General features: G+C 60.4%; 20 protein-coding genes. 13 read left to right on the top strand and 7 right to left on the bottom strand.

Going from position 1 to position 16,825, the window contains the following annotated elements:
• Positions 1 to 18 precede the first annotated feature (18 nt).
• On the top strand, positions 19 to 339 hold the full coding sequence (locus tag ACR0MS_RS14575) for a YciI family protein (RefSeq protein WP_480574598.1): 321 nt from the start codon (positions 19 to 21) through the stop codon (positions 337 to 339).
• A gap of 3 nt (positions 340 to 342) precedes the next feature.
• On the opposite strand, the gene ACR0MS_RS14570 is transcribed toward ACR0MS_RS14575, so the two are convergent.
• Complete coding sequence (locus ACR0MS_RS14570) at positions 343 to 1,341, bottom strand: asparaginase (RefSeq protein ID WP_480574595.1); 999 nt, start codon at positions 1,339 to 1,341, stop codon at positions 343 to 345.
• 178 nt (positions 1,342 to 1,519) lie between these two features.
• Here ACR0MS_RS14570 and ACR0MS_RS14565 point away from each other — a divergent pair, with 178 nt between their 5' ends.
• The 5 genes from ACR0MS_RS14565 to ACR0MS_RS14545 all read left to right on the top strand — a co-directional run bounded on the left by ACR0MS_RS14565 (position 1,520) and on the right by ACR0MS_RS14545 (position 5,009).
• The gene (locus ACR0MS_RS14565) at positions 1,520 to 2,056 is read left to right on the top strand and encodes an invasion associated locus B family protein (protein WP_171124571.1); all 537 of its coding nucleotides are present in this window, start codon (positions 1,520 to 1,522) and stop codon (positions 2,054 to 2,056) included.
• 134 nt (positions 2,057 to 2,190) lie between these two features.
• On the top strand, positions 2,191 to 2,358 hold the full coding sequence (locus ACR0MS_RS14560) for a hypothetical protein (protein ID WP_480574591.1): 168 nt from the start codon (positions 2,191 to 2,193) through the stop codon (positions 2,356 to 2,358).
• A gap of 148 nt (positions 2,359 to 2,506) precedes the next feature.
• On the top strand, positions 2,507 to 2,884 hold the full coding sequence (locus tag ACR0MS_RS14555) for a lysozyme inhibitor LprI family protein (protein ID WP_480574588.1): 378 nt from the start codon (positions 2,507 to 2,509) through the stop codon (positions 2,882 to 2,884).
• 79 nt (positions 2,885 to 2,963) lie between these two features.
• Entirely contained in the window at positions 2,964 to 4,154 is a 1,191-nt protein-coding gene (gene rlmN / locus ACR0MS_RS14550) for a dual-specificity RNA methyltransferase RlmN (RefSeq protein ID WP_480574585.1), read from the top strand.
• Between the two features lie 228 nt (positions 4,155 to 4,382).
• Positions 4,383 to 5,009 (top strand): cytochrome P460 family protein, encoded by a 627-nt coding sequence (locus ACR0MS_RS14545; RefSeq protein ID WP_480574582.1) that lies wholly within the window; start codon positions 4,383 to 4,385, stop codon positions 5,007 to 5,009.
• A 4-nt stretch (positions 5,010 to 5,013) separates the two neighbouring features.
• Here ACR0MS_RS14545 and ACR0MS_RS14540 read toward each other — a convergent pair whose 3' ends face one another.
• Complete coding sequence (locus tag ACR0MS_RS14540) at positions 5,014 to 5,358, bottom strand: hypothetical protein (protein WP_480574579.1); 345 nt, start codon at positions 5,356 to 5,358, stop codon at positions 5,014 to 5,016.
• The gene (locus ACR0MS_RS14535; protein ID WP_480574576.1) at positions 5,355 to 6,272 is read right to left on the bottom strand and encodes a DnaJ C-terminal domain-containing protein; all 918 of its coding nucleotides are present in this window, start codon (positions 6,270 to 6,272) and stop codon (positions 5,355 to 5,357) included. Before ACR0MS_RS14535 ends, ACR0MS_RS14540 begins: the two co-directional genes overlap by 4 nt.
• Positions 6,273 to 6,426: 154 nt before the next feature.
• On the opposite strand from ACR0MS_RS14535, the gene ACR0MS_RS14530 reads away from it, so the two are divergent.
• Complete coding sequence (locus ACR0MS_RS14530) at positions 6,427 to 6,813, top strand: hypothetical protein (RefSeq protein ID WP_170415779.1); 387 nt, start codon at positions 6,427 to 6,429, stop codon at positions 6,811 to 6,813.
• Here ACR0MS_RS14530 and ACR0MS_RS14525 read toward each other — a convergent pair whose 3' ends face one another.
• Both ACR0MS_RS14525 and ACR0MS_RS14520 read right to left on the bottom strand, forming a co-directional pair.
• Positions 6,814 to 7,911, bottom strand: coding sequence for a cystathionine gamma-lyase (locus ACR0MS_RS14525; RefSeq protein ID WP_480574573.1), 1,098 nt, complete (start codon positions 7,909 to 7,911; stop codon positions 6,814 to 6,816).
• Between the two features lie 3 nt (positions 7,912 to 7,914).
• Positions 7,915 to 8,757 carry an LOG family protein gene (locus tag ACR0MS_RS14520; protein ID WP_480574570.1) on the bottom strand — a complete coding sequence of 281 codons (843 nt, stop codon included), beginning with the start codon at positions 8,755 to 8,757 and terminating at the stop codon, positions 7,915 to 7,917.
• Between the two features lie 79 nt (positions 8,758 to 8,836).
• Between ACR0MS_RS14520 and ACR0MS_RS14515 the strand changes: the two genes are divergently transcribed.
• Positions 8,837 to 9,754, top strand: coding sequence for a threonine/serine dehydratase (locus tag ACR0MS_RS14515; RefSeq protein ID WP_480574567.1), 918 nt, complete (start codon positions 8,837 to 8,839; stop codon positions 9,752 to 9,754).
• A 107-nt stretch (positions 9,755 to 9,861) separates the two neighbouring features.
• Positions 9,862 to 10,689, top strand: a complete 828-nt coding sequence (gene dapD / locus ACR0MS_RS14510; RefSeq protein ID WP_480574564.1) for a 2,3,4,5-tetrahydropyridine-2,6-dicarboxylate N-succinyltransferase — start codon at positions 9,862 to 9,864, stop codon at positions 10,687 to 10,689.
• A gap of 51 nt (positions 10,690 to 10,740) precedes the next feature.
• On the opposite strand, the gene ACR0MS_RS14505 is transcribed toward dapD, so the two are convergent.
• On the bottom strand, positions 10,741 to 11,076 hold the full coding sequence (locus ACR0MS_RS14505; RefSeq protein ID WP_480574561.1) for a cupin domain-containing protein: 336 nt from the start codon (positions 11,074 to 11,076) through the stop codon (positions 10,741 to 10,743).
• Positions 11,077 to 11,174: 98 nt separating this feature from the next.
• Between ACR0MS_RS14505 and ACR0MS_RS14500 the strand changes: the two genes are divergently transcribed.
• Positions 11,175 to 11,519, top strand: coding sequence for a hypothetical protein (locus ACR0MS_RS14500; protein WP_170388822.1), 345 nt, complete (start codon positions 11,175 to 11,177; stop codon positions 11,517 to 11,519).
• Positions 11,520 to 11,525: 6 nt separating this feature from the next.
• On the opposite strand, the gene ACR0MS_RS14495 is transcribed toward ACR0MS_RS14500, so the two are convergent.
• Positions 11,526 to 12,584 carry a transporter substrate-binding domain-containing protein gene (locus ACR0MS_RS14495; protein ID WP_480574558.1) on the bottom strand — a complete coding sequence of 353 codons (1,059 nt, stop codon included), beginning with the start codon at positions 12,582 to 12,584 and terminating at the stop codon, positions 11,526 to 11,528.
• 208 nt (positions 12,585 to 12,792) lie between these two features.
• Between ACR0MS_RS14495 and dapE the strand changes: the two genes are divergently transcribed.
• The 3 genes from dapE to rnr are packed head-to-tail and all read left to right on the top strand — an operon-like array spanning position 12,793 to position 16,818.
• On the top strand, positions 12,793 to 13,932 hold the full coding sequence (dapE, locus tag ACR0MS_RS14490) for a succinyl-diaminopimelate desuccinylase (RefSeq protein ID WP_480574555.1): 1,140 nt from the start codon (positions 12,793 to 12,795) through the stop codon (positions 13,930 to 13,932).
• Position 13,933: 1 nt separating this feature from the next.
• Complete coding sequence (locus ACR0MS_RS14485; RefSeq protein ID WP_480574552.1) at positions 13,934 to 14,509, top strand: TIGR04282 family arsenosugar biosynthesis glycosyltransferase; 576 nt, start codon at positions 13,934 to 13,936, stop codon at positions 14,507 to 14,509.
• Positions 14,510 to 14,559: 50 nt separating this feature from the next.
• The gene (rnr, locus tag ACR0MS_RS14480; RefSeq protein ID WP_480574549.1) at positions 14,560 to 16,818 is read left to right on the top strand and encodes a ribonuclease R; all 2,259 of its coding nucleotides are present in this window, start codon (positions 14,560 to 14,562) and stop codon (positions 16,816 to 16,818) included.
• Positions 16,819 to 16,825: the final 7 nt, after the last annotated feature.

The following is a 16,825-nucleotide window of genomic DNA, read 5'->3' as shown; positions in this document are numbered from 1 at the left end:
TTCATTAGGGAGGAAAAAATGCCGCAATTTCTATTTGTTTATCACGGTGGTCATACCCCGACCGACCCGGCCGAGATCGAAGCGACCATGGCTGCTTGGGGCGCTTGGTTCCAGAACATGGGCGAAGCGCTTGAAATCCCCGGAAACCCGGTTGGCCAGTCTTATACAGTCAGTTCCAGCGGCGTGGTCGACAATGGCGGCGCAAACCCGGCCTCGGGCTTTACTGTCATCAAGGCTGACAGCATGGATGCCGCAACCGAAATGGCCAAAGGCTGCCCGATGGTGATGAACGGCTCTGGCTCGGTCGAGGTGGCCGAGGTGCACGAGATCGAGATGTGACGCCTAGCCGGGGAAACCCGGCGCTGGGCGGATTATCCCACATTCCAGACCACGACGGCTGTATTGTGTGGCGTTCATGAATTTGCGGGTGGCCGGGTGATCGGCCTCCAGCACGCCTAGGCTGACCAGAATAGCGGCAATCGCACATTCGCTTGCGCGCGTGGTGCCGTCGGTGATCTTCAGCGCGACCCCCATGCGTTTTTCGGGGAGTATTGCGACAAAAACAGCCTCGGCCCCGGTCTTGATTGCTGCACGACCCTGCATGGCGCGCATCAACTCGGTGCAGGCGCGGCTTTCCCCGGCAACAAGTTCAGGATGTTTGATCATCGCAGCCGTCAGTTGCGCCGCCGCGTCGCTGGCGCGATCGGACCGGTTCCCGGCACTGGCGAACCAAGCCATTGACCGCGCCAACCCAGCCAGCGAGGTTGCAAAGTTCGGGGCCGAGCAGCCGTCGATGCCATAGGCCGGGCTGGTCTCGCCCGTTGTTTCTTCGATGGCTGACAGGCAGGCTTGTTGTACGGGGTGGTCAATCTCAAGGTATTCCGGGCCGGCCCCCATATGCTGGGTCACGGTCAGGAACCCGCAATGCTTGCCAGAGCAGTTGTTGTGGATCTGACAGGGCGTGTCATCCGCCAGTATCAACCCGTCACGGGCCGCCATGTCCTGCGGCTCTTGCGGGCCGCAGCGCAGATCATGCTCGGTCAGGCCCAGATGATCCAGCCAGGCCGACACCCGATCCGTGTGGATATGCGCACCGCTGTGGGACGCGCAGGCCAACGCCAGATTCTCGGAATTCAGCCCGTATTTTGCGGCCGCCCCGGACGTGATCAGCGGCAGCCCCTGGATCATCTTGGCCGAGGATCGCGGATAGATCACCGCGTTCGGATCACCCCAGCTTTGCACGATCTGACCGCTGTCGTCGCAGATCACCGCGTGGCCCAAATGCAGGCTCTCCAGCAAGGGGCCGCGCCACAGTTCTGTCATTGGTACCGGCTGCGTCATCTGGACCCTCCGTAACATGCGCAAAATTCTGCCAATCGCTCTTTCGCCTGTGGCGAAACCTGCGTTAGTGTGTGTATGTCGGCAATCACCGGATTACGCAACTCACAGACGAACCAGGCAGGGTTCGCAGGCATGTTCGGTGGGTATGAGGTATTAGGTCGAGCTAGGAGGCTGGACGATGGGATCAAAGCTTGTCCGCGTGATCGCGGGCCTTTGCGTGGCAGGGATGGCCACAACAGCAACCGCGCAGCAGGCGACCAGCACCAATCGTGTTGCAGCTAAAACGGACTGGAGCGTGTTCGTCGAGGATGATCCCACGGAATGCTGGAGCGTATCCGCCCCGAAAGAGACGGTTAACACTCGCGGTGGACGCGTTGTTTCCGTACGCCGCAGTGACATCCTGCTCTTCGTCTTTTACCGCCCCAACGCCGAAGTGAAGGGTCAGGTCACATTCACCGGCGGGTACCCTTTTGCAGCCGGATCGACAGTCAACCTGGACGTTGACGGCACCAAGTTCGAGCTGATCACCGAAGGCGAATGGGCATGGCCTGCGACTGAAGGCGAAGACCTGAAAGTGGTTGCGGCCATGAAGCGCGGCACCGAAGCTGTTCTGACGGCCCGGTCCGAGCGTGGCACGCAGACCAAAGACACCTTCTCGCTGTTGGGCTTCACGGCTGCGATCGAAGACGCCGAAAAACGCTGCACCAACCAATAGGGCTCGTCGGCGGTTCATCCCGTTTTTTGGCGGGGGTGTCTGCAATCAGACTTTGGCCGCCAATTTGATCCGCATCAATGCGAAGAACCTCATTCTCTGACCTCATCGGACAGTGAAAGTGAAGGAGCCTGCAGATGCTGAACAAATTCCTTACTGCGTTCTTGATGACGGCCACCGTGTTTCTTGGCGCGTGTGAAAAAGAAGCTGATACCTATCCGGTAACCGGGGAACAGTGCGGCCCGGATGATCCAGTGCAAACATTGGACGCTGCGGATTGTGATATCTTGCCTGCCGGTGTCTGATCGTCTTTTGGCGGCAGAATTTAGTCTGAGTTAACCTTTGGACATCGGTCGCATGAGGTAATCTGATGCGGCCAGACCGCGTTTGGGGTCATTGCCGGTTGCGTGCTATTGTAACCACTGCTGCATCAGTGATTTCCAGGGGTTAGTTATGCGTCTTGCCTTTTTTGTTTTGCTGTTATCGTCCTCGGCCATGGCGGACCCTGCTTTGGAGTGCGGGGACGCCAGTTCTCAGGTCGAAATCGGATCATGTGTCGGCGACATGGAACAGCGCGTCGAACTGGCACTGGAAACAAGCTTTGAGATTGCGATGCAGGCTGCAAAAGAGTTGGACGAGGTGACACAACGCGTCGTCGCCCAGCCTGCTTTGGAAGCCTCGCAAGAAGCTTGGTTGGGATATAGGGACGCGCAGTGCGACGCTGTGGGTGCCTCGTTTGGGGGCGGGTCAGGGACAGGCATCGCCATCACCTCCTGCCGTGTCGAGCTTGGTCGCGCGCGCGTGGATGAGTTGCTGCGGCTTGCAAATTGATCCGTACGATTCCTTTTGATCTTTGCGCTGGGTCCTATATAGAGGCGCATCCCAAGCCAGAATCTGCCGAGATAGCCCCATGTCGCCCAAAGCGCCGATCACTCAAGACGTCCTGACCCTCCCCCGCAAAATGCCCGAGGGGAAGATGAACCTTGTTGGCCTGACCCGTGACCAGCTTCGCGCGGCGCTGATCGAACACGGCACGCCTGAGAAACAGGCCAAGATGCGCACCGGTCAGATCTGGCAGTGGATCTATCAATGGGGCAAACGCGATTTCGCTGAGATGACAAATCTTGCCAAAGCGTATCGTGCGCAACTGGCCGAGCATTTCGTGATCGAAATCCCCGAGGTCGTGACCCGTCAGGTCTCAGAAGACGGCACCCGCAAATATCTGTGCCGCATCGCCGGCGGGCACGAGGTTGAGGTGGTCTATATCCCCGAGGAAGATCGCGGCACGCTGTGTATTTCGTCTCAGGTCGGATGCACGCTGACCTGTTCCTTTTGCCATACAGGGACGCAGAAGCTGGTGCGCAACCTGACAGCGGCGGAAATCGTCGGTCAGGTGATGATGGCGCGCGACGATCTTGAGGAATGGCCGATCCCCGGCGCGCCAAAGGACGAAACGCGGCTGCTGTCGAACATCGTTCTGATGGGTATGGGTGAGCCGCTGTATAACTTTGAAAACGTCCGCGACGCGATGAAGATCGCGATGGACCCTGAGGGGATCTCACTGTCACGTCGCCGGATCACGCTGTCGACCTCGGGCGTGGTGCCGGAAATTGCACGCACTGCTGAAGAAATCGGATGCCTGCTGGCGATCTCGTTCCACGCCACTACGGACGAGACGCGCGACGTATTGGTGCCCATCAACAAGCGCTGGAATATCGAGGAATTGCTGCAGGCGCTGGCCAGCTATCCCAACGCGTCAAATTCCGAGCGGATCACCTTTGAATACGTGATGCTGGATGGTGTGAACGACAGTGACGAAGACGCGCATCGCCTGATCGACCACATCAAACGCCACAAAATCCCGGCCAAGATCAATCTGATCCCCTTCAACGAGTGGCCCGGCGCGCCCTACAAACGCAGCTCGAACAACCGCATCCGGGCCTTTGCGAACATCATCTATCAGGCGGGCTATGCGTCGCCGATCCGAAAAACGCGTGGTGAAGACATCATGGCCGCCTGTGGTCAGTTGAAATCAGCCACCGAGCGCGCCAGGAAATCCCGCAAGCAGATCGCAGCCGAAGCGGGCCTGGCCGGGCAGTAAGTCCAAGATTTACCCCGCCCGCCGACAGATTTTCTGCGGCAAACGCTGTCTATTGCATGCGTAATTTGATATATTTGTCTGATCTAGACCCGGCTTTTGCCTTCACCTAAGCACACGAAGCGGTGAAGGCAGGTGCCCGGTTGTGGCGCGATTGTTCAAGAGCGCTATTGTTGCTCTTACACGGCACGCGGCTTTCACGTGAACGAATTGACCAGTTGGGCGATCAGTATGTTTTCTCGTTTGATAGCACTTAAACTCACATTGGTTTGCACGCTTTCATTTGCGGTTTTGGATGCGAGCCAGGCGCTGGCTCAGTCTGAGGGGGAAGATGCGCATCTTGCGATCGAAAACCCGGCTGAGCTGTCCAAGGAAGAAGCGCAGCAGATCTACAAATCATTGCAAAGGCGAATGGCGCAGGGCTATGCGGCGGCGCAGTTTGAACAGTTGAGAAATTATCAGAATTGGCCCCTGTTCAATGACGCGCCCTACATTTCAGCCACGCATGGGCAGCGGTTCGTGAACAGTTATGCAAACCGTATGGCGCATAACTACGGGACTTTGCAGGAAGGTGAAAAACTGCCGAAAGGGTCGGTGCTGGCCAAGGACAGCATGACCGTCACGGATGAGGGAAACACCCATCCCGGTGCGTTGTTCATCATGGAAAAACTGGCCGAAGGCACCAGCCCGGAAACGGCTGACTGGCGATACATCATGGTCATGCCGGATGGGTCCCTGTTTGGCGACACCATGGGGGATCGCGCTGACAACGTCGCCTATTGCCACGATTGTCATGAGGCCGTCGCGGACCGTGACTACACCTTTTTCGTACCAGAGGAATACGTGGTCGGAAACTGACCTGTTACTTGGGGCCGAACCGCGCCGCGCCGATCACTTCGATCAGAGTTTGCCGCACGGGGTCGGGCTGGGCTTCGACCGCGCTCAGAACCTCGCGCAGTTCCGCACGCAGCCCATGCATCTGGTCGATCAATGAGATCATCATGGCCAGCGCGTCAGCTTCCATGTCGTATTGCTCGTGCAATTCACAGGCCAGTTCCAGCCGCGCCACATCCAGCGTGTGATATACCAATCCCCGGTTTGTCTGTTCCGGGATGATGATTTCGGCAGCGAGATATTCGGACAGCCGGGTCGACGTCAGCCGGGCAACGGTTGTGATCAGTTCCTCTTCGGTCAGGGTGCGGGTCATGACGGCATTCCTTTGCGCGGGTCATAGCTGTGGGCTTCGCGCCATGTTTCGAAGAAAGTCTTCAGGTCCGCATCTATCTCGCCCGGCAGGGCAACAGTCAGTTCGATCAACTGGTCGCCCCGTTCTGAAGACCCGCGTTTCTTGACCCCCTTGCCACGCAACCGCAGCGTCTTGCCGCTGCTGGTTCCCGCAGGGACGCTGACATTGACGCCGCCATCTATGGTTGGGGCGGGGACTTTGCCGCCCAATATGGCCTCGTCAATCGAGATGGGCAGAGTAATGTGGATATCGTCCCCCTGACGGTCAAAGACCGGGTGCGGCATGACCGAAACCGTGACCAGAGCATCACCCGGCGGCCCGTCTCCAAAGCCGGGATCGCCTTTGCCGCGCAGACGGATCGTCTGGCCATCCGTTATGCCTGCCGGAATTTTGACCTCGATCCGGTCGCCATCGGGCAGCGTCAGCTTCTGGCTTGCCCCGAACACGGCATCCAGAAAGCTGATTTGCAGGCTATAGCCGCGATTGTGGCCGGGCGCGTGAAACTCCTGAGTGCGCTGGCCAAAGCCGCCGCGCCCCCGCATGAACTCGGCAAAGATGTCGGACATATCGTCCGGGTCCGCGGCCCGTCCGCGATAGGGGTTTCCGGCGGCCTCGGCATAGTCGCGGTAATATTGCTGTTGCGGACGTTCCTGACCCGAGGCGTCAATCTCGCCATTGTCATATCGCGCACGCGTGTCGGGGTCTTTCAGCAGGTCATAGGCAGCAGCGGCAGCCTTGAACTTGGCCTCTGCCTCGGCGTCACCGGGTTTCAGGTCCGGGTGACATTCCTTGGCGATACGCCGATAGGCTTTCTTGATTTCGGCGGCGGTTGCGTCTTTCGCAACACCAAGGACGGAGTAGGGATCGTCGCTCATCTCACCTCTCATCGGTGGGGGTCTGATCTTGATAGTTCTGTTTTATCATGCGATTTCAATAGGCCAAAAGGAAGGGGCTTTTGAAACGCCTCGCTTAATCGCTTAATCCTGTTAATATCTTCATGTTTCTAATTGATTGCTGACGGAGACCTCAATGACGCGCAGACTCAAGTCCATTCTGGCCCTGCTGGTCGGTAACGCCATCGGTTTGTTGCTTGCCGCGATTTTGCTGCCCGAATTCGCGATCCGGCCGATCTCTTTCATCGTTGTGGTGATCGTCTTCACGCTGGTTCAGTGGATTGCCGAGCCGCTGATCCTGAAGCTGGGGGAAAAACGCGCCCCCGCGATCAAAGGTGGTATCGCACTGATCGTGACATTCGTGGGGCTGTTGTTGACCGACCTGATTACCAACGGTCTGACTGTGGGTGGGATTTCCAACCTGCTGGCGGCGACCTTGCTGGTCTGGCTGGGGGCGCTGATCGCCAGCATCGTACTGCCGATCTACGTGTTCACCGAGCTGCGCGAGCCAAAGAAGAAGTAATCACAGCGCAGTCAGGCTGTTGTTGATCGCCTGCCAAAGCTCTTCGGTTGGTTCACAGCCGACCGAGAGGCGGATGAAGGCGGGGTCTACATCGTCGCCCCACCGTGCGCGGCGTTCGGCTGAACTGTGGACGCCGCCGAAAGATGTAGCGGGTCGCAGCATCGGGCAGGCGTTGATGAAGGCTTCGGCCTTGTCTTCGCTGTCCAGCGTGATCGACAGCAGGAACCCGAACCGTGCGGTTTGTGCTTTGGCCAGCGCATGCGCGGGATCAGACGGCAGGCCGGGATAGCGGATGGCTTTCACCGCAGGGTGATCCGCCAGCCGTTCGGCCAGCACTTGGGCCGAGGCGCACATCCGGTCGAACCGCACATCCAGCGTTTCCAACCCGCGATGCAGCAGCCATGCCTCATGCGGGCCGGGGATCGCGCCAGAGACTTTGCGCCATTCCTCAACCCGCTCCATGATCTGCGGATTGCGGCTGGCGACATGGCCCATCAGCAGGTCGGAATGCCCACCCATCGCCTTGGTGTCCGAGGCGACAACCACATCCACGCCCAGATCCAGCGGGCGCTGGCCCAGCGGGGTCATGGTGGTGTTGTCGGCAATCGTGATCCCTCCGCTTGCGCGTACTGCTTGTGCAATCGCGGGTAGGTCCATCATGTCCAAGCCGGGGTTCGAGGGGCTTTCGACAAAGACCACATCGAACCCGTCAAACCCGCCTTCGGTAAACGCGGTCGTGGCGCGTTCGGTGACGGACACGCCCAGACCCGACAAGAACCGATCCGCCAGCACGCGGGTGACATAATAGCCGTCAGAGGGGATCAGGATTCGCGATCCAGCCTTGATGGTGGCAAAGAACGCCGCCGTGATCGCCCCCATGCCTGAGGGGAACACGAGGCAAGGCGCGTCCTCCAGATGGGCCAGAACATGTTCCAGATGCACCCATGTGGGGTTGTCGACGCGGCCATAGGTTGCCAAACCATCCGGCGCGCCGGGCAGGTGGTACATGCTGCTTTGGGTCAGCGGCAGCGCCACAGGGTCGCCTGCATTCAGGGCATTGCCGCGCAGGTGCAGCATCTCTCCGGGTTTCGGGGCCATCGTTCAGCGCCCCGGAATGTCGTCGCGGGGCGGGGCGGGTTTCCAGTTTTCGATGATGTCGACCGCCTCTTGCGCGGTGTCGACAAAGCGGAACAGGTCCAGATCTTCGTCCGAGATGGTGCCCGCATCCGCCAGCGCCTCCCAGTTGATGACCTTTTCCCAGAACGCGCGGCCAAACAGCAGGAAGGGCACGCGGTCCATCCGTCCGGTCTGGATCAGGGTCAGGGATTCAAACAGCTCATCCATGGTGCCAAAGCCGCCGGGGAAGATGGTGATGGCACGAGCGCGCATCAGGAAATGCATCTTGCGGATGGCGAAATAGTGGAAGTTGAAGCTGAGTTCCGGCGTCACGTAGAGGTTCGGCGCCTGTTCATGCGGCAGCACGATGTTCAACCCGATCGAGCAACCACCCGCATCCTGCGCGCCGCGATTGCCAGCCTCCATCACGCCGGGGCCGCCGCCGGTTACGATCACATTCTCGCGGCAACCGGTCTGGTTCGATTTCTCGGTCATCAGCCGGGCAAACTCGCGTGCCTCGTCATAATATTGCGACAGACCGGCCAGCGTTTCGGTGCGCGCGGTGTGTTTCTGCGATGGTTCCGGGATGCGTGCACCGCCGAACATGACGATGGTCGAGGTGATCTCGCGTTCGCTCATGATCATCTCGGGCTTGAGCAGTTCCAGTTGCAGGCGAACCGGGCGCAGCTCATCGCGGCACAGGAATTCGTCATCGGCAAAGGCAAGGCGATAGGCGGGCGATCGTGTCTGCGGCGTGTCCGGCACTTCGCTCGCGGTCGAGCGGTCGGTCTGCGCGTCGCGGAACGGGCTGTGGCGGTCTTCTCTCATTGGTGATCGATCCCTGCTTGCGTGTTTCCAAAACAGCTATAGGGTTCGCGGTCAGAGTGCCAGTCACGGAAGAACAAGAATGAATTGGAAGAGCGAAATTTCAGCAGCCGCAGACCGGATCGCCGGGTATGCGCAAGTCACGCCCGTGATGGAAAGCCGCGCGCTGGGACTGGACTATCCGGTCGAGATGAAGCTGGAGCATATGCAGCACACCGGCAGTTTTAAGGCGCGCGGGGCGTTTAACACGCTGCTCAGCATGGATGTCCCCGAGGCGGGGGTTGTTGCCGCATCAGGTGGCAATCACGGCGCTGCGGCGGCTTATGCGGCGCAGACGCTGGGGTATCCGGCCAAGATTTTCGTGCCCGAACTGGCCGGACCGTCCAAGATCGCGTTGATCCGGCAAACGGGCGCAGATTTGAGCGTGGTGTCGGGCGAATACGCCAACGCGTTGACGGCGGCCAAGGCGCATGAGGACGCGACCGGCGCGATGCAGATACACGCCTATGACGCACCTGCGACGGTGGCTGGACAGGGCACCTGTTTCGCTGAATGGGACACGCAGGGGTTGCAGGCTGACACTGTTCTGATCGCGGTTGGCGGCGGCGGTCTGATCGCCGGGGCGCTGGCATGGCTGCAAGGAGCGCGCAAGGTTGTGGCGGTCGAGCCCGAGACATCCTGTGCGCTGAACGCCGCGCTGAAGGCCGGGGAACCTGTTGACGTCACCGTCTCGGGTATTGCGGCCAATGCGCTGGGCGCGCGGCGGATCGGGTCGATCTGTTTCGGATTGGCGCAGGGCATGACATCGGTTCTGGTGTCGGACGAAGCCATCTCCGAGGCGCAACACGTGTTATGGCGCGCCCATCGCATTCTGGTCGAACCTGCGGGCGCAACCGCTTTGGCGGCGTTGCTGTCGGGCGCTTACCGACCCGAACCGCAAGAGCGCGTGGCGGTGCTTATCTGCGGTGGCAACATCTCTCCTGACCCTTTGGACGGCTGAAACCGGCACAATCGGACGCAAATTGCGCCTTCTGCGTCGCATTGCGGCCAGTCCCTTGCTTGCGTATAGGCAAGACCAACGTGAACAGATTCTGCAGGGAGCCCCCCATGTCCAACGCCCAACTCGAAGCCGCCATCGAAGCCGCCTGGGACGCGCGCGACACAATTACCCCCGCCACCACGGGCGAGCAGCGCGAGGCGATCGAGGATACGCTGAACGCGCTGGACAGCGGCGCATTGCGCGTGGCCGAAAAGCAGCAGAGCGGCGACTGGCACGTGAACCAGTGGGCCAAGAAAGCGGTTTTGCTGGGCTTCCGCATCAAGGATATGGAGATTCAGGACGGCGGCCCACAGGCCGGTGGCTGGTGGGACAAGGTGGACAGCAAGTTCGCCGGTTGGGGTGAGAACCAGTGGAAAGCCGCAGGCTTCCGCGCCGTGCCCAACTGTGTGGTCCGCAAATCGGCCTATATCGCGCCGGGCGTGGTGCTGATGCCATCGTTCGTGAACCTGGGCGCTTATGTGGATGAGGGCACCATGGTTGATACCTGGGCCACCGTTGGCTCTTGCGCGCAGATCGGCAAGAATGTCCACCTGTCGGGCGGCGTCGGCATTGGCGGCGTGCTAGAGCCGATGCAGGCCGGTCCGACCATCATCGAAGACAACTGCTTTATCGGTGCCCGGTCGGAAGTGGTCGAGGGCTGCATCGTCCGCGAAGGCTCGGTTCTGGGTATGGGCGTGTTTATCGGTAAATCGACCAAGATCGTCGACCGCGAAACCGGTGAGGTCATGTATGGCGAAGTGCCGCCCTATTCGGTGGTTGTCGCGGGTTCGATGCCGTCCAAGAACAATGTCAGCCTGTACTGCGCGGTGATCGTGAAGCGGGTGGACGAAAAGACCCGCTCGAAAACCGGGATCAACGAGCTGCTGCGCGACTAAACCCCGCTCCAACCGAACAAGGGCCGCAGCACCGCGCTGCGGCCTTTTTTGTTAGCCTTTCACCGGATAGCGGTCGGGCTCCTCGAACACGTCGATCACGCGCGATCCGGCTTTGATCTTGCCGCCATGCTCGACGCCCGAGGGGATCGAATAACTGTCACCGGGGCGGTACGTTCGCGTCTCATCTCCGATGGTCAGTTCAACCTCACCCTCGATCACCGTTCCCCATTGGGCCTTATGCGAATGCATGGGCAGTTCGAAATCCTTCAAAAAGGTAAAAAACGCCACCAGTCCGGCATCGGACCGGATCACGGCAGTCTGCACGACGTCCTCGGGGAAGGGGACGTCGAGGCTGGGAAAATCGGTGATGAAATCTGGATAGGTCATGAAGCACCCTTTTTGACTAATGGCAGGGTCACTATGACGACGCGCATGCGCCAGCGCAATCGCTTGACCGGGACGGTGCACGGGGCTATGGCCCCCGCATGGAAAAGCAAAAGAAACCCTCTCGTCAGCAAGTTTACACCCTGCTTGTGCAGATAGGCCGCAAGGATGGCGACGGCCTGCCCGAAGGTGCGACCGGGGCGGCGTTGATGTGTTTTGCCAGCGGCGTTGATGAGGCTGAGGCCGTGCGCGAGACCGTGGCGATCCTGAAACAGGCGGACACTGCGCCTTTGGATGTGACCGGCTATGGCACACTGGCCGAACGTGAGGCGCAGGGCCACGACATTGATCCTGATGAGCGTGCCCTGATGCAACGCGCGCTGGATGAGAACGCGGTTATCGTCGCGCAGATGACGCCGTTTTTCGGGGATGAGGAACCGGCCTAGGCCGCTTTAGTTCCGCGCCCCGAACCACTTGCGATAAATCTCGTCATAGGTGCCGTCTTCCCGCAGAGACAGCAGCGCCTGATTGACCTCCTCGACCAGTGGCGAACCGGTCGGAAACGCGATTCCGTAGTTTTCGCGCAGGAACACACCGCCAGTGACCGACGCGATCCGCCGACCTTCATGTGAGGCATAATAGGCCAGGATCGGGGCGTCGAACACGACAGCATCAAGCTCTTCATTCTTGAAGGCGTCCAGCAATGGGTCCAACCCGTCATAGCCGACAAATTCGATCTCGCGCCGGTTCAGGAAATTGGCTGCGGTTGAATTGGAAATCGTGCCAACCTGCTTTCCATACAGATCGTTGACCGAGTTCACATTGCCGCTGATGGCGTCGACGGTCATCACGGATGTAATCCGCGCGGTGAAGACGGATACGATAAACAGCGAAGATACGACCAGAACAACACCCAACAGCCGACCAAACGGGGTGCGCGGCATCCGTTCTTCGAACCCGCCATTGACCACGAGGTTCAGGGCCCACCAGAAGGACGGGAACCATGCTTCGTCCAACTTGCGGTCAAAATAGGGTTGCGAGCGGCGTTCGAATATCCACATCAACATGCCGCCGCCCAGAAGGATCGCAAAGGCAAGCCCGATGGCGATGAACAACTCGACCGACAGCAATGCCTGCAGCAGTGACGGTCGCCGCACGGCGTCAGAGGGGACCATGATCTGCAAACCCGCCTCAAAAATGGGCTGGCTGAAATCCATCTGCGTTTCGCGCGAGGCGGTGATCGAAATATTGGCGATGGCCAGATCAGCGGACCCGTCCTGAACCGATCCCAGCATGTCGCCAAAGGTTTCGACGCGGTTGATCTCGTAGTCCCAGTTCAGGGACTCGGACAGCGCCGCAAGCAAGTCCATCGAAAAACCGGTCTGCGCCCCATCCTCGACATAGGAAAATGGGGTGCGGGTCACGGTGGCGACCGACAGCGTCTGGGCCTGGCTTTGCTGTGCAAGAACGGCGAAAGTCAGGCAGATCAAAGCGAAAAGGACTCGTTTCATCGTCAATTTACCTGTTTCGCCGCCCTGTAACTCAGTTTTGAACAAGGCGGCAAGGTGGTCTTGGGGTAAACGGGCATGTTTTATTGAGATATCAAACTGAGGCCTATGCAAAAAAGCCGCGGGAAATGGGGGTATAGGGGTTGGCAATTCACCCAATTCGTTGAATCTGTGCGCGATCCTGCGAAGAGACAGTCAGAGAGGGCCAGAAATGACAGATCCGGTACAACTCACGGCAGACCTGATCCGTTGCCCTTCGGTCACACCCGAAGAAGGCGGTGCCCTTGTGCTGCTTGAGAAAACCCTGTCCCAAGCCGGGTTCGAGTGTACGCGCGTGTACCGGGGTGGTGTCAGTAATCTGTTTGCGCGTTGGGGCGCGAAAGGACATGCGCGCAGCTTTGGGTTCAACGGTCACACGGATGTTGTTCCGGTCGGGGATGAGGCTGCATGGACCATGCCGCCCTTCGGGGCCGAGATCAAAGACGGGGTCATGTACGGTCGCGGAACGACGGATATGAAATCCGGTGTTGCGGCTTTTGCCGCGGCTGCCGTTGATTTCGTGCGCGACACGCCTCCGGACGGGGCGGTGATCCTGACCATTACGGGCGACGAAGAAGGGGATGCGGTGGACGGGACGACCGCGTTGCTGGACTATATGGACAGCGCGGATGAGAAGATGTCGGTCTGCCTGGTGGGTGAGCCGACCTGCCCCAATACGATGGGCGAGATGATGAAGATCGGCCGCCGTGGTTCCATGAATATCTGGTTCACCGTGACCGGGGTGCAGGGGCACGCGGCCTATCCGCATCGGGCCAAGAATCCGATGCCTGCAATGGCGCGGCTGATGGATCGGCTGGCCAGTCACGAGCTGGATCAGGGCACGGACCATTTCGATGCTTCGACACTGGCCGTCGTGACAATCGACACCGGAAACCCCGCGACCAACGTGATCCCCGCGCAATGTACTGGCGCGGTGAATATCCGCTTTAATGATCTGCATTCCGGGGCCAGCCTCAGCGATTGGCTGCGGGCCGAGGCCGCTGCGGTGGCGGACGCGTTTGGGGTTGAGATCGACGTTCGGATCAAGATTTCGGGCGAGAGCTTCCTGACACCTCCCGGTCCTTTGTCTGATCTGGTTGCCAAATCGGTTGAGGCGGAAACGGGCGTGAGACCTGAGATGTCGACGACAGGCGGCACCTCGGACGCGCGGTTTGTGAAGAACCACTGCCCGGTGGTGGAATTCGGGCTGGTGGGCCGCACGATGCATCAGGTGGATGAATGCGTCGAGGTGGCGCAGATCGAACAACTCAAGGCGATCTACACGCGCATCCTGCGGGACTATTTCGCCTGAGATGCAGCGCACCCTTGTGATCATGGTTAAAGAGCCGCGGCCGGGTCGGGTTAAAACCCGACTGGGCCGCGATATCGGTATGGTCGGAGCCGCGTGGTGGTTTCGCCATCAGACCCGTTCGCTGATCCGTCGGCTGCGTGACCCGCGCTGGCAGATCATGCTGGCGGTCTCGCCGGATCGCGCGGGGCTGATCAGCCGCGTCTGGCCAGCGGACTTGCCGCGCGCGGCACAGGGGCGCGGAGATCTGGGGGACAGGATGGGGCGCATGCTGCGCGGGATGCCTGTTGGCCCTGTCTGCCTGATCGGTGCGGATATTCCGGGGATTACCCGCGCTCATATCGCGCGGGCGTTCAGGGCACTAGGGTCTTCCCAGATGACCTTTGGGCCCGCGCCCGACGGGGGCTATTGGCTGGTCGGCGCGCAGCGATTTGGCGCGCTGCCCGAGGGTCTGTTCCGCAATGTGCGCTGGTCCACTGAGCATGCGCTGGCGGACACGTTGGCCTCGATCCCCGGCGCGCGTGTTGCTCTGCTGGATCATCTAAGTGACGTGGACACGGTGGCGGATCTGAAGCGCTGATCCGCTTTTTTAGTCATGACGCCGTCGCACGCCCGTGTTAGGCCGAATGTATGAGTCGCATACCCACCAAGCAGGAGGTCCTTGACTGGATCTCGGCGAACCCCACCCTGACCTCGAAACGCGATATCGCCAAAGCCTTTGGGATCAAGGGCGCGGCGCGGATCGACCTGAAACGCATCCTGCGCGAGCTTGAGGCCGAAGGACATCTGGAAAAGCGCAAGCGCAGCTATGGCGACCCGGATCGTCTGCCGCCGGTCAGCGTGTTGCAAGTGAAGGCTCCGAATGTCGATGGCGACCTGTTTGCGCGTCCGTTGGAATGGCATGGCGAAGGGGTCGAACCCATCGTCTTGTTGATCACCCGCGCCAGCGATCCGGCATTAGGCGAGGGCGACCGGATTCTGGCCCGCCTGACCGTGGTGCATGAGGAAGACCACAACTACGAGGCGCGCCTGATCCGCCGCATCGGAACCAACCCGCGCAAGATCGTCGGCATTTTCCGCAAAGGGGCCGAGGGCGGGCGGGTCGTGCCCATCGACAAGGCGGGTTCGACCGAATGGCTGGTTCCCGAAGGTGCCGTTCTGGGGGCCAAGGATGGCGAACTGGTCGAGGCTGAACAGGCAGGGCCAAAGAACCGCATGGGTCTGCCGCGTGCGCGCGTTGTGGAACGGCTGGGCGACCCCACCGCGCCCAAGGCGGTGTCGTTGATTGCAATTCACCAGCACGGCATCCCGGATGACTTCCCCGATAAGGTGATTGATGAGGCTGACAAGGCCAAACCCGCCGGCCTGAAAGGGCGCGAAGACCTGCGGGATATGCCGCTGCTGACCATCGACCCTTCGGATGCGCGAGATCATGATGACGCGTGCTATGCCCACGCAGACGATGACCCGAAGAACCCCGGCGGCCACGTGATCTGGGTCGCCATCGCCGATGTCGCCGCCTATGTGCAGCCCGGAACCGCGCTGGATCGCGAGGCGCGCAAACGGGGCAATTCCAGCTATTTCCCCGACCGCATGGTGCCGATGCTGCCGGATCGTTTGTCAGGCGATCTGTGCTCGCTGCACGAAGGCGTCCCGCGCGCCTGTATCGCCGTGCGGATGCAGATCGACGCCGAGGGCAACAAGATCGGCCACCGGTTCGTGCGCGGCCTGATGCGCTCGGCCGCGTCGCTGCACTATGCCGAGGTGCAGGAGGCCATCGACGGATCGCCGAATGACCGCACCGGGCCTCTGTTAGAGACAGTGCTGAAACCGCTTTATGCCGCTTATGCTGCGTTGAAGTCCGCACGTGCGGTGCGACAGCCATTGGAGCTGGACTTGCCAGAGCGCAAGATCGTCCTCAGCGACACCGGCGAAGTGACCAGCGTGGCGTTCCGCGACCGGCTGGACGCGCATAAGCTGATCGAAGAATTCATGATCCTCGCCAATGTCGCCGCCGCCGAGACGCTGATCGCCAAGCGCCGCCCGCTGCTGTTCCGCGTCCATGAAGAACCCGCGCCGGAAAAGCTGGAAAGCCTGCGGGAAACCGCACAGGCCGCCGGGTTGAATTTGGCCAAGGGTCAAGTGCTGCAAACCCGTCACCTGAATGCGTTGCTGAATGCGGCAGCGGGGACTGAGGATGCCGAGTTGATCAATCTGACCACCCTTCGGTCGATGGCGCAGGCTTACTACAACCCCGAGAATTTCGGACATTTCGGTCTGGCGCTGCGGAAATATGCGCATTTCACCTCGCCCATTCGCCGCTATGCCGACCTGATCGTGCATCGCGCGCTGATCTCGGCCCATGGTTGGGGCAAGGATGGGCTGACCGAGGATGAAATCGCGCGGCTGGATGAGACCGCCACCCATATCTCGGACACCGAACGGCGGTCGATGATGGCCGAACGCGACACCACCGACCGCTATCTGGCCGCCTATCTGAGCGAGCGGGTCGGCAATGAGTTCACTGGCCGCATCAGCGGCATCGCGCGGTTCGGTGCGTTCGTGAAGATGGACGAAACCGGAGCGGATGGGTTGGTGCCGGTGCGATCCCTGGGGCGCGAGGTCTTTCATTTCGACCGCGAAGCCGGGACGCTGATGGGATCGGATACCGGTCTGATCATCGCCATCGGTCAGCGTGTCACCGTGCGGTTGACGCAGGCAACGCCGGTCACGGGCGGGCTGGAGCTGGAGCTGCTGTCGATTGACGACCAAACCCTGCCACGCGGACGCGGCGCTGCGAAACGAGGTGCGCGCCGTAAGGCAGCCAGCAACAAGCGCAAGAAAGACAAGATCAAGCGCAAGGTCGAACGCAAACGCCGTCAGAGGTAAAACACGA

This window comes from Ruegeria sp. CJ2 (assembly GCF_056536745.1).
Note: the sequence above shows the minus strand (reverse complement) of the source record. Positions and strands in the feature narration are given on the sequence as shown.

Coding starts and splice junctions, on each gene's coding strand:
- ACR0MS_RS14575 (WP_480574598.1), top strand. CDS start 19: ATGCCGCAATTTCTATTTGTTTATCACGGTGGTCATACCCCGACCGAC.
- ACR0MS_RS14570 (WP_480574595.1), bottom strand. CDS start 1,341: ATGACGCAGCCGGTACCAATGACAGAACTGTGGCGCGGCCCCTTGCTG.
- ACR0MS_RS14565 (WP_171124571.1), top strand. CDS start 1,520: ATGGGATCAAAGCTTGTCCGCGTGATCGCGGGCCTTTGCGTGGCAGGG.
- ACR0MS_RS14560 (WP_480574591.1), top strand. CDS start 2,191: ATGCTGAACAAATTCCTTACTGCGTTCTTGATGACGGCCACCGTGTTT.
- ACR0MS_RS14555 (WP_480574588.1), top strand. CDS start 2,507: ATGCGTCTTGCCTTTTTTGTTTTGCTGTTATCGTCCTCGGCCATGGCG.
- rlmN (WP_480574585.1), top strand. CDS start 2,964: ATGTCGCCCAAAGCGCCGATCACTCAAGACGTCCTGACCCTCCCCCGC.
- ACR0MS_RS14545 (WP_480574582.1), top strand. CDS start 4,383: ATGTTTTCTCGTTTGATAGCACTTAAACTCACATTGGTTTGCACGCTT.
- ACR0MS_RS14540 (WP_480574579.1), bottom strand. CDS start 5,358: ATGACCCGCACCCTGACCGAAGAGGAACTGATCACAACCGTTGCCCGG.
- ACR0MS_RS14535 (WP_480574576.1), bottom strand. CDS start 6,272: ATGAGCGACGATCCCTACTCCGTCCTTGGTGTTGCGAAAGACGCAACC.
- ACR0MS_RS14530 (WP_170415779.1), top strand. CDS start 6,427: ATGACGCGCAGACTCAAGTCCATTCTGGCCCTGCTGGTCGGTAACGCC.
- ACR0MS_RS14525 (WP_480574573.1), bottom strand. CDS start 7,911: ATGGCCCCGAAACCCGGAGAGATGCTGCACCTGCGCGGCAATGCCCTG.
- ACR0MS_RS14520 (WP_480574570.1), bottom strand. CDS start 8,757: ATGAGAGAAGACCGCCACAGCCCGTTCCGCGACGCGCAGACCGACCGC.
- ACR0MS_RS14515 (WP_480574567.1), top strand. CDS start 8,837: ATGAATTGGAAGAGCGAAATTTCAGCAGCCGCAGACCGGATCGCCGGG.
- dapD (WP_480574564.1), top strand. CDS start 9,862: ATGTCCAACGCCCAACTCGAAGCCGCCATCGAAGCCGCCTGGGACGCG.
- ACR0MS_RS14505 (WP_480574561.1), bottom strand. CDS start 11,076: ATGACCTATCCAGATTTCATCACCGATTTTCCCAGCCTCGACGTCCCC.
- ACR0MS_RS14500 (WP_170388822.1), top strand. CDS start 11,175: ATGGAAAAGCAAAAGAAACCCTCTCGTCAGCAAGTTTACACCCTGCTT.
- ACR0MS_RS14495 (WP_480574558.1), bottom strand. CDS start 12,584: ATGAAACGAGTCCTTTTCGCTTTGATCTGCCTGACTTTCGCCGTTCTT.
- dapE (WP_480574555.1), top strand. CDS start 12,793: ATGACAGATCCGGTACAACTCACGGCAGACCTGATCCGTTGCCCTTCG.
- ACR0MS_RS14485 (WP_480574552.1), top strand. CDS start 13,934: ATGCAGCGCACCCTTGTGATCATGGTTAAAGAGCCGCGGCCGGGTCGG.
- rnr (WP_480574549.1), top strand. CDS start 14,560: ATGAGTCGCATACCCACCAAGCAGGAGGTCCTTGACTGGATCTCGGCG.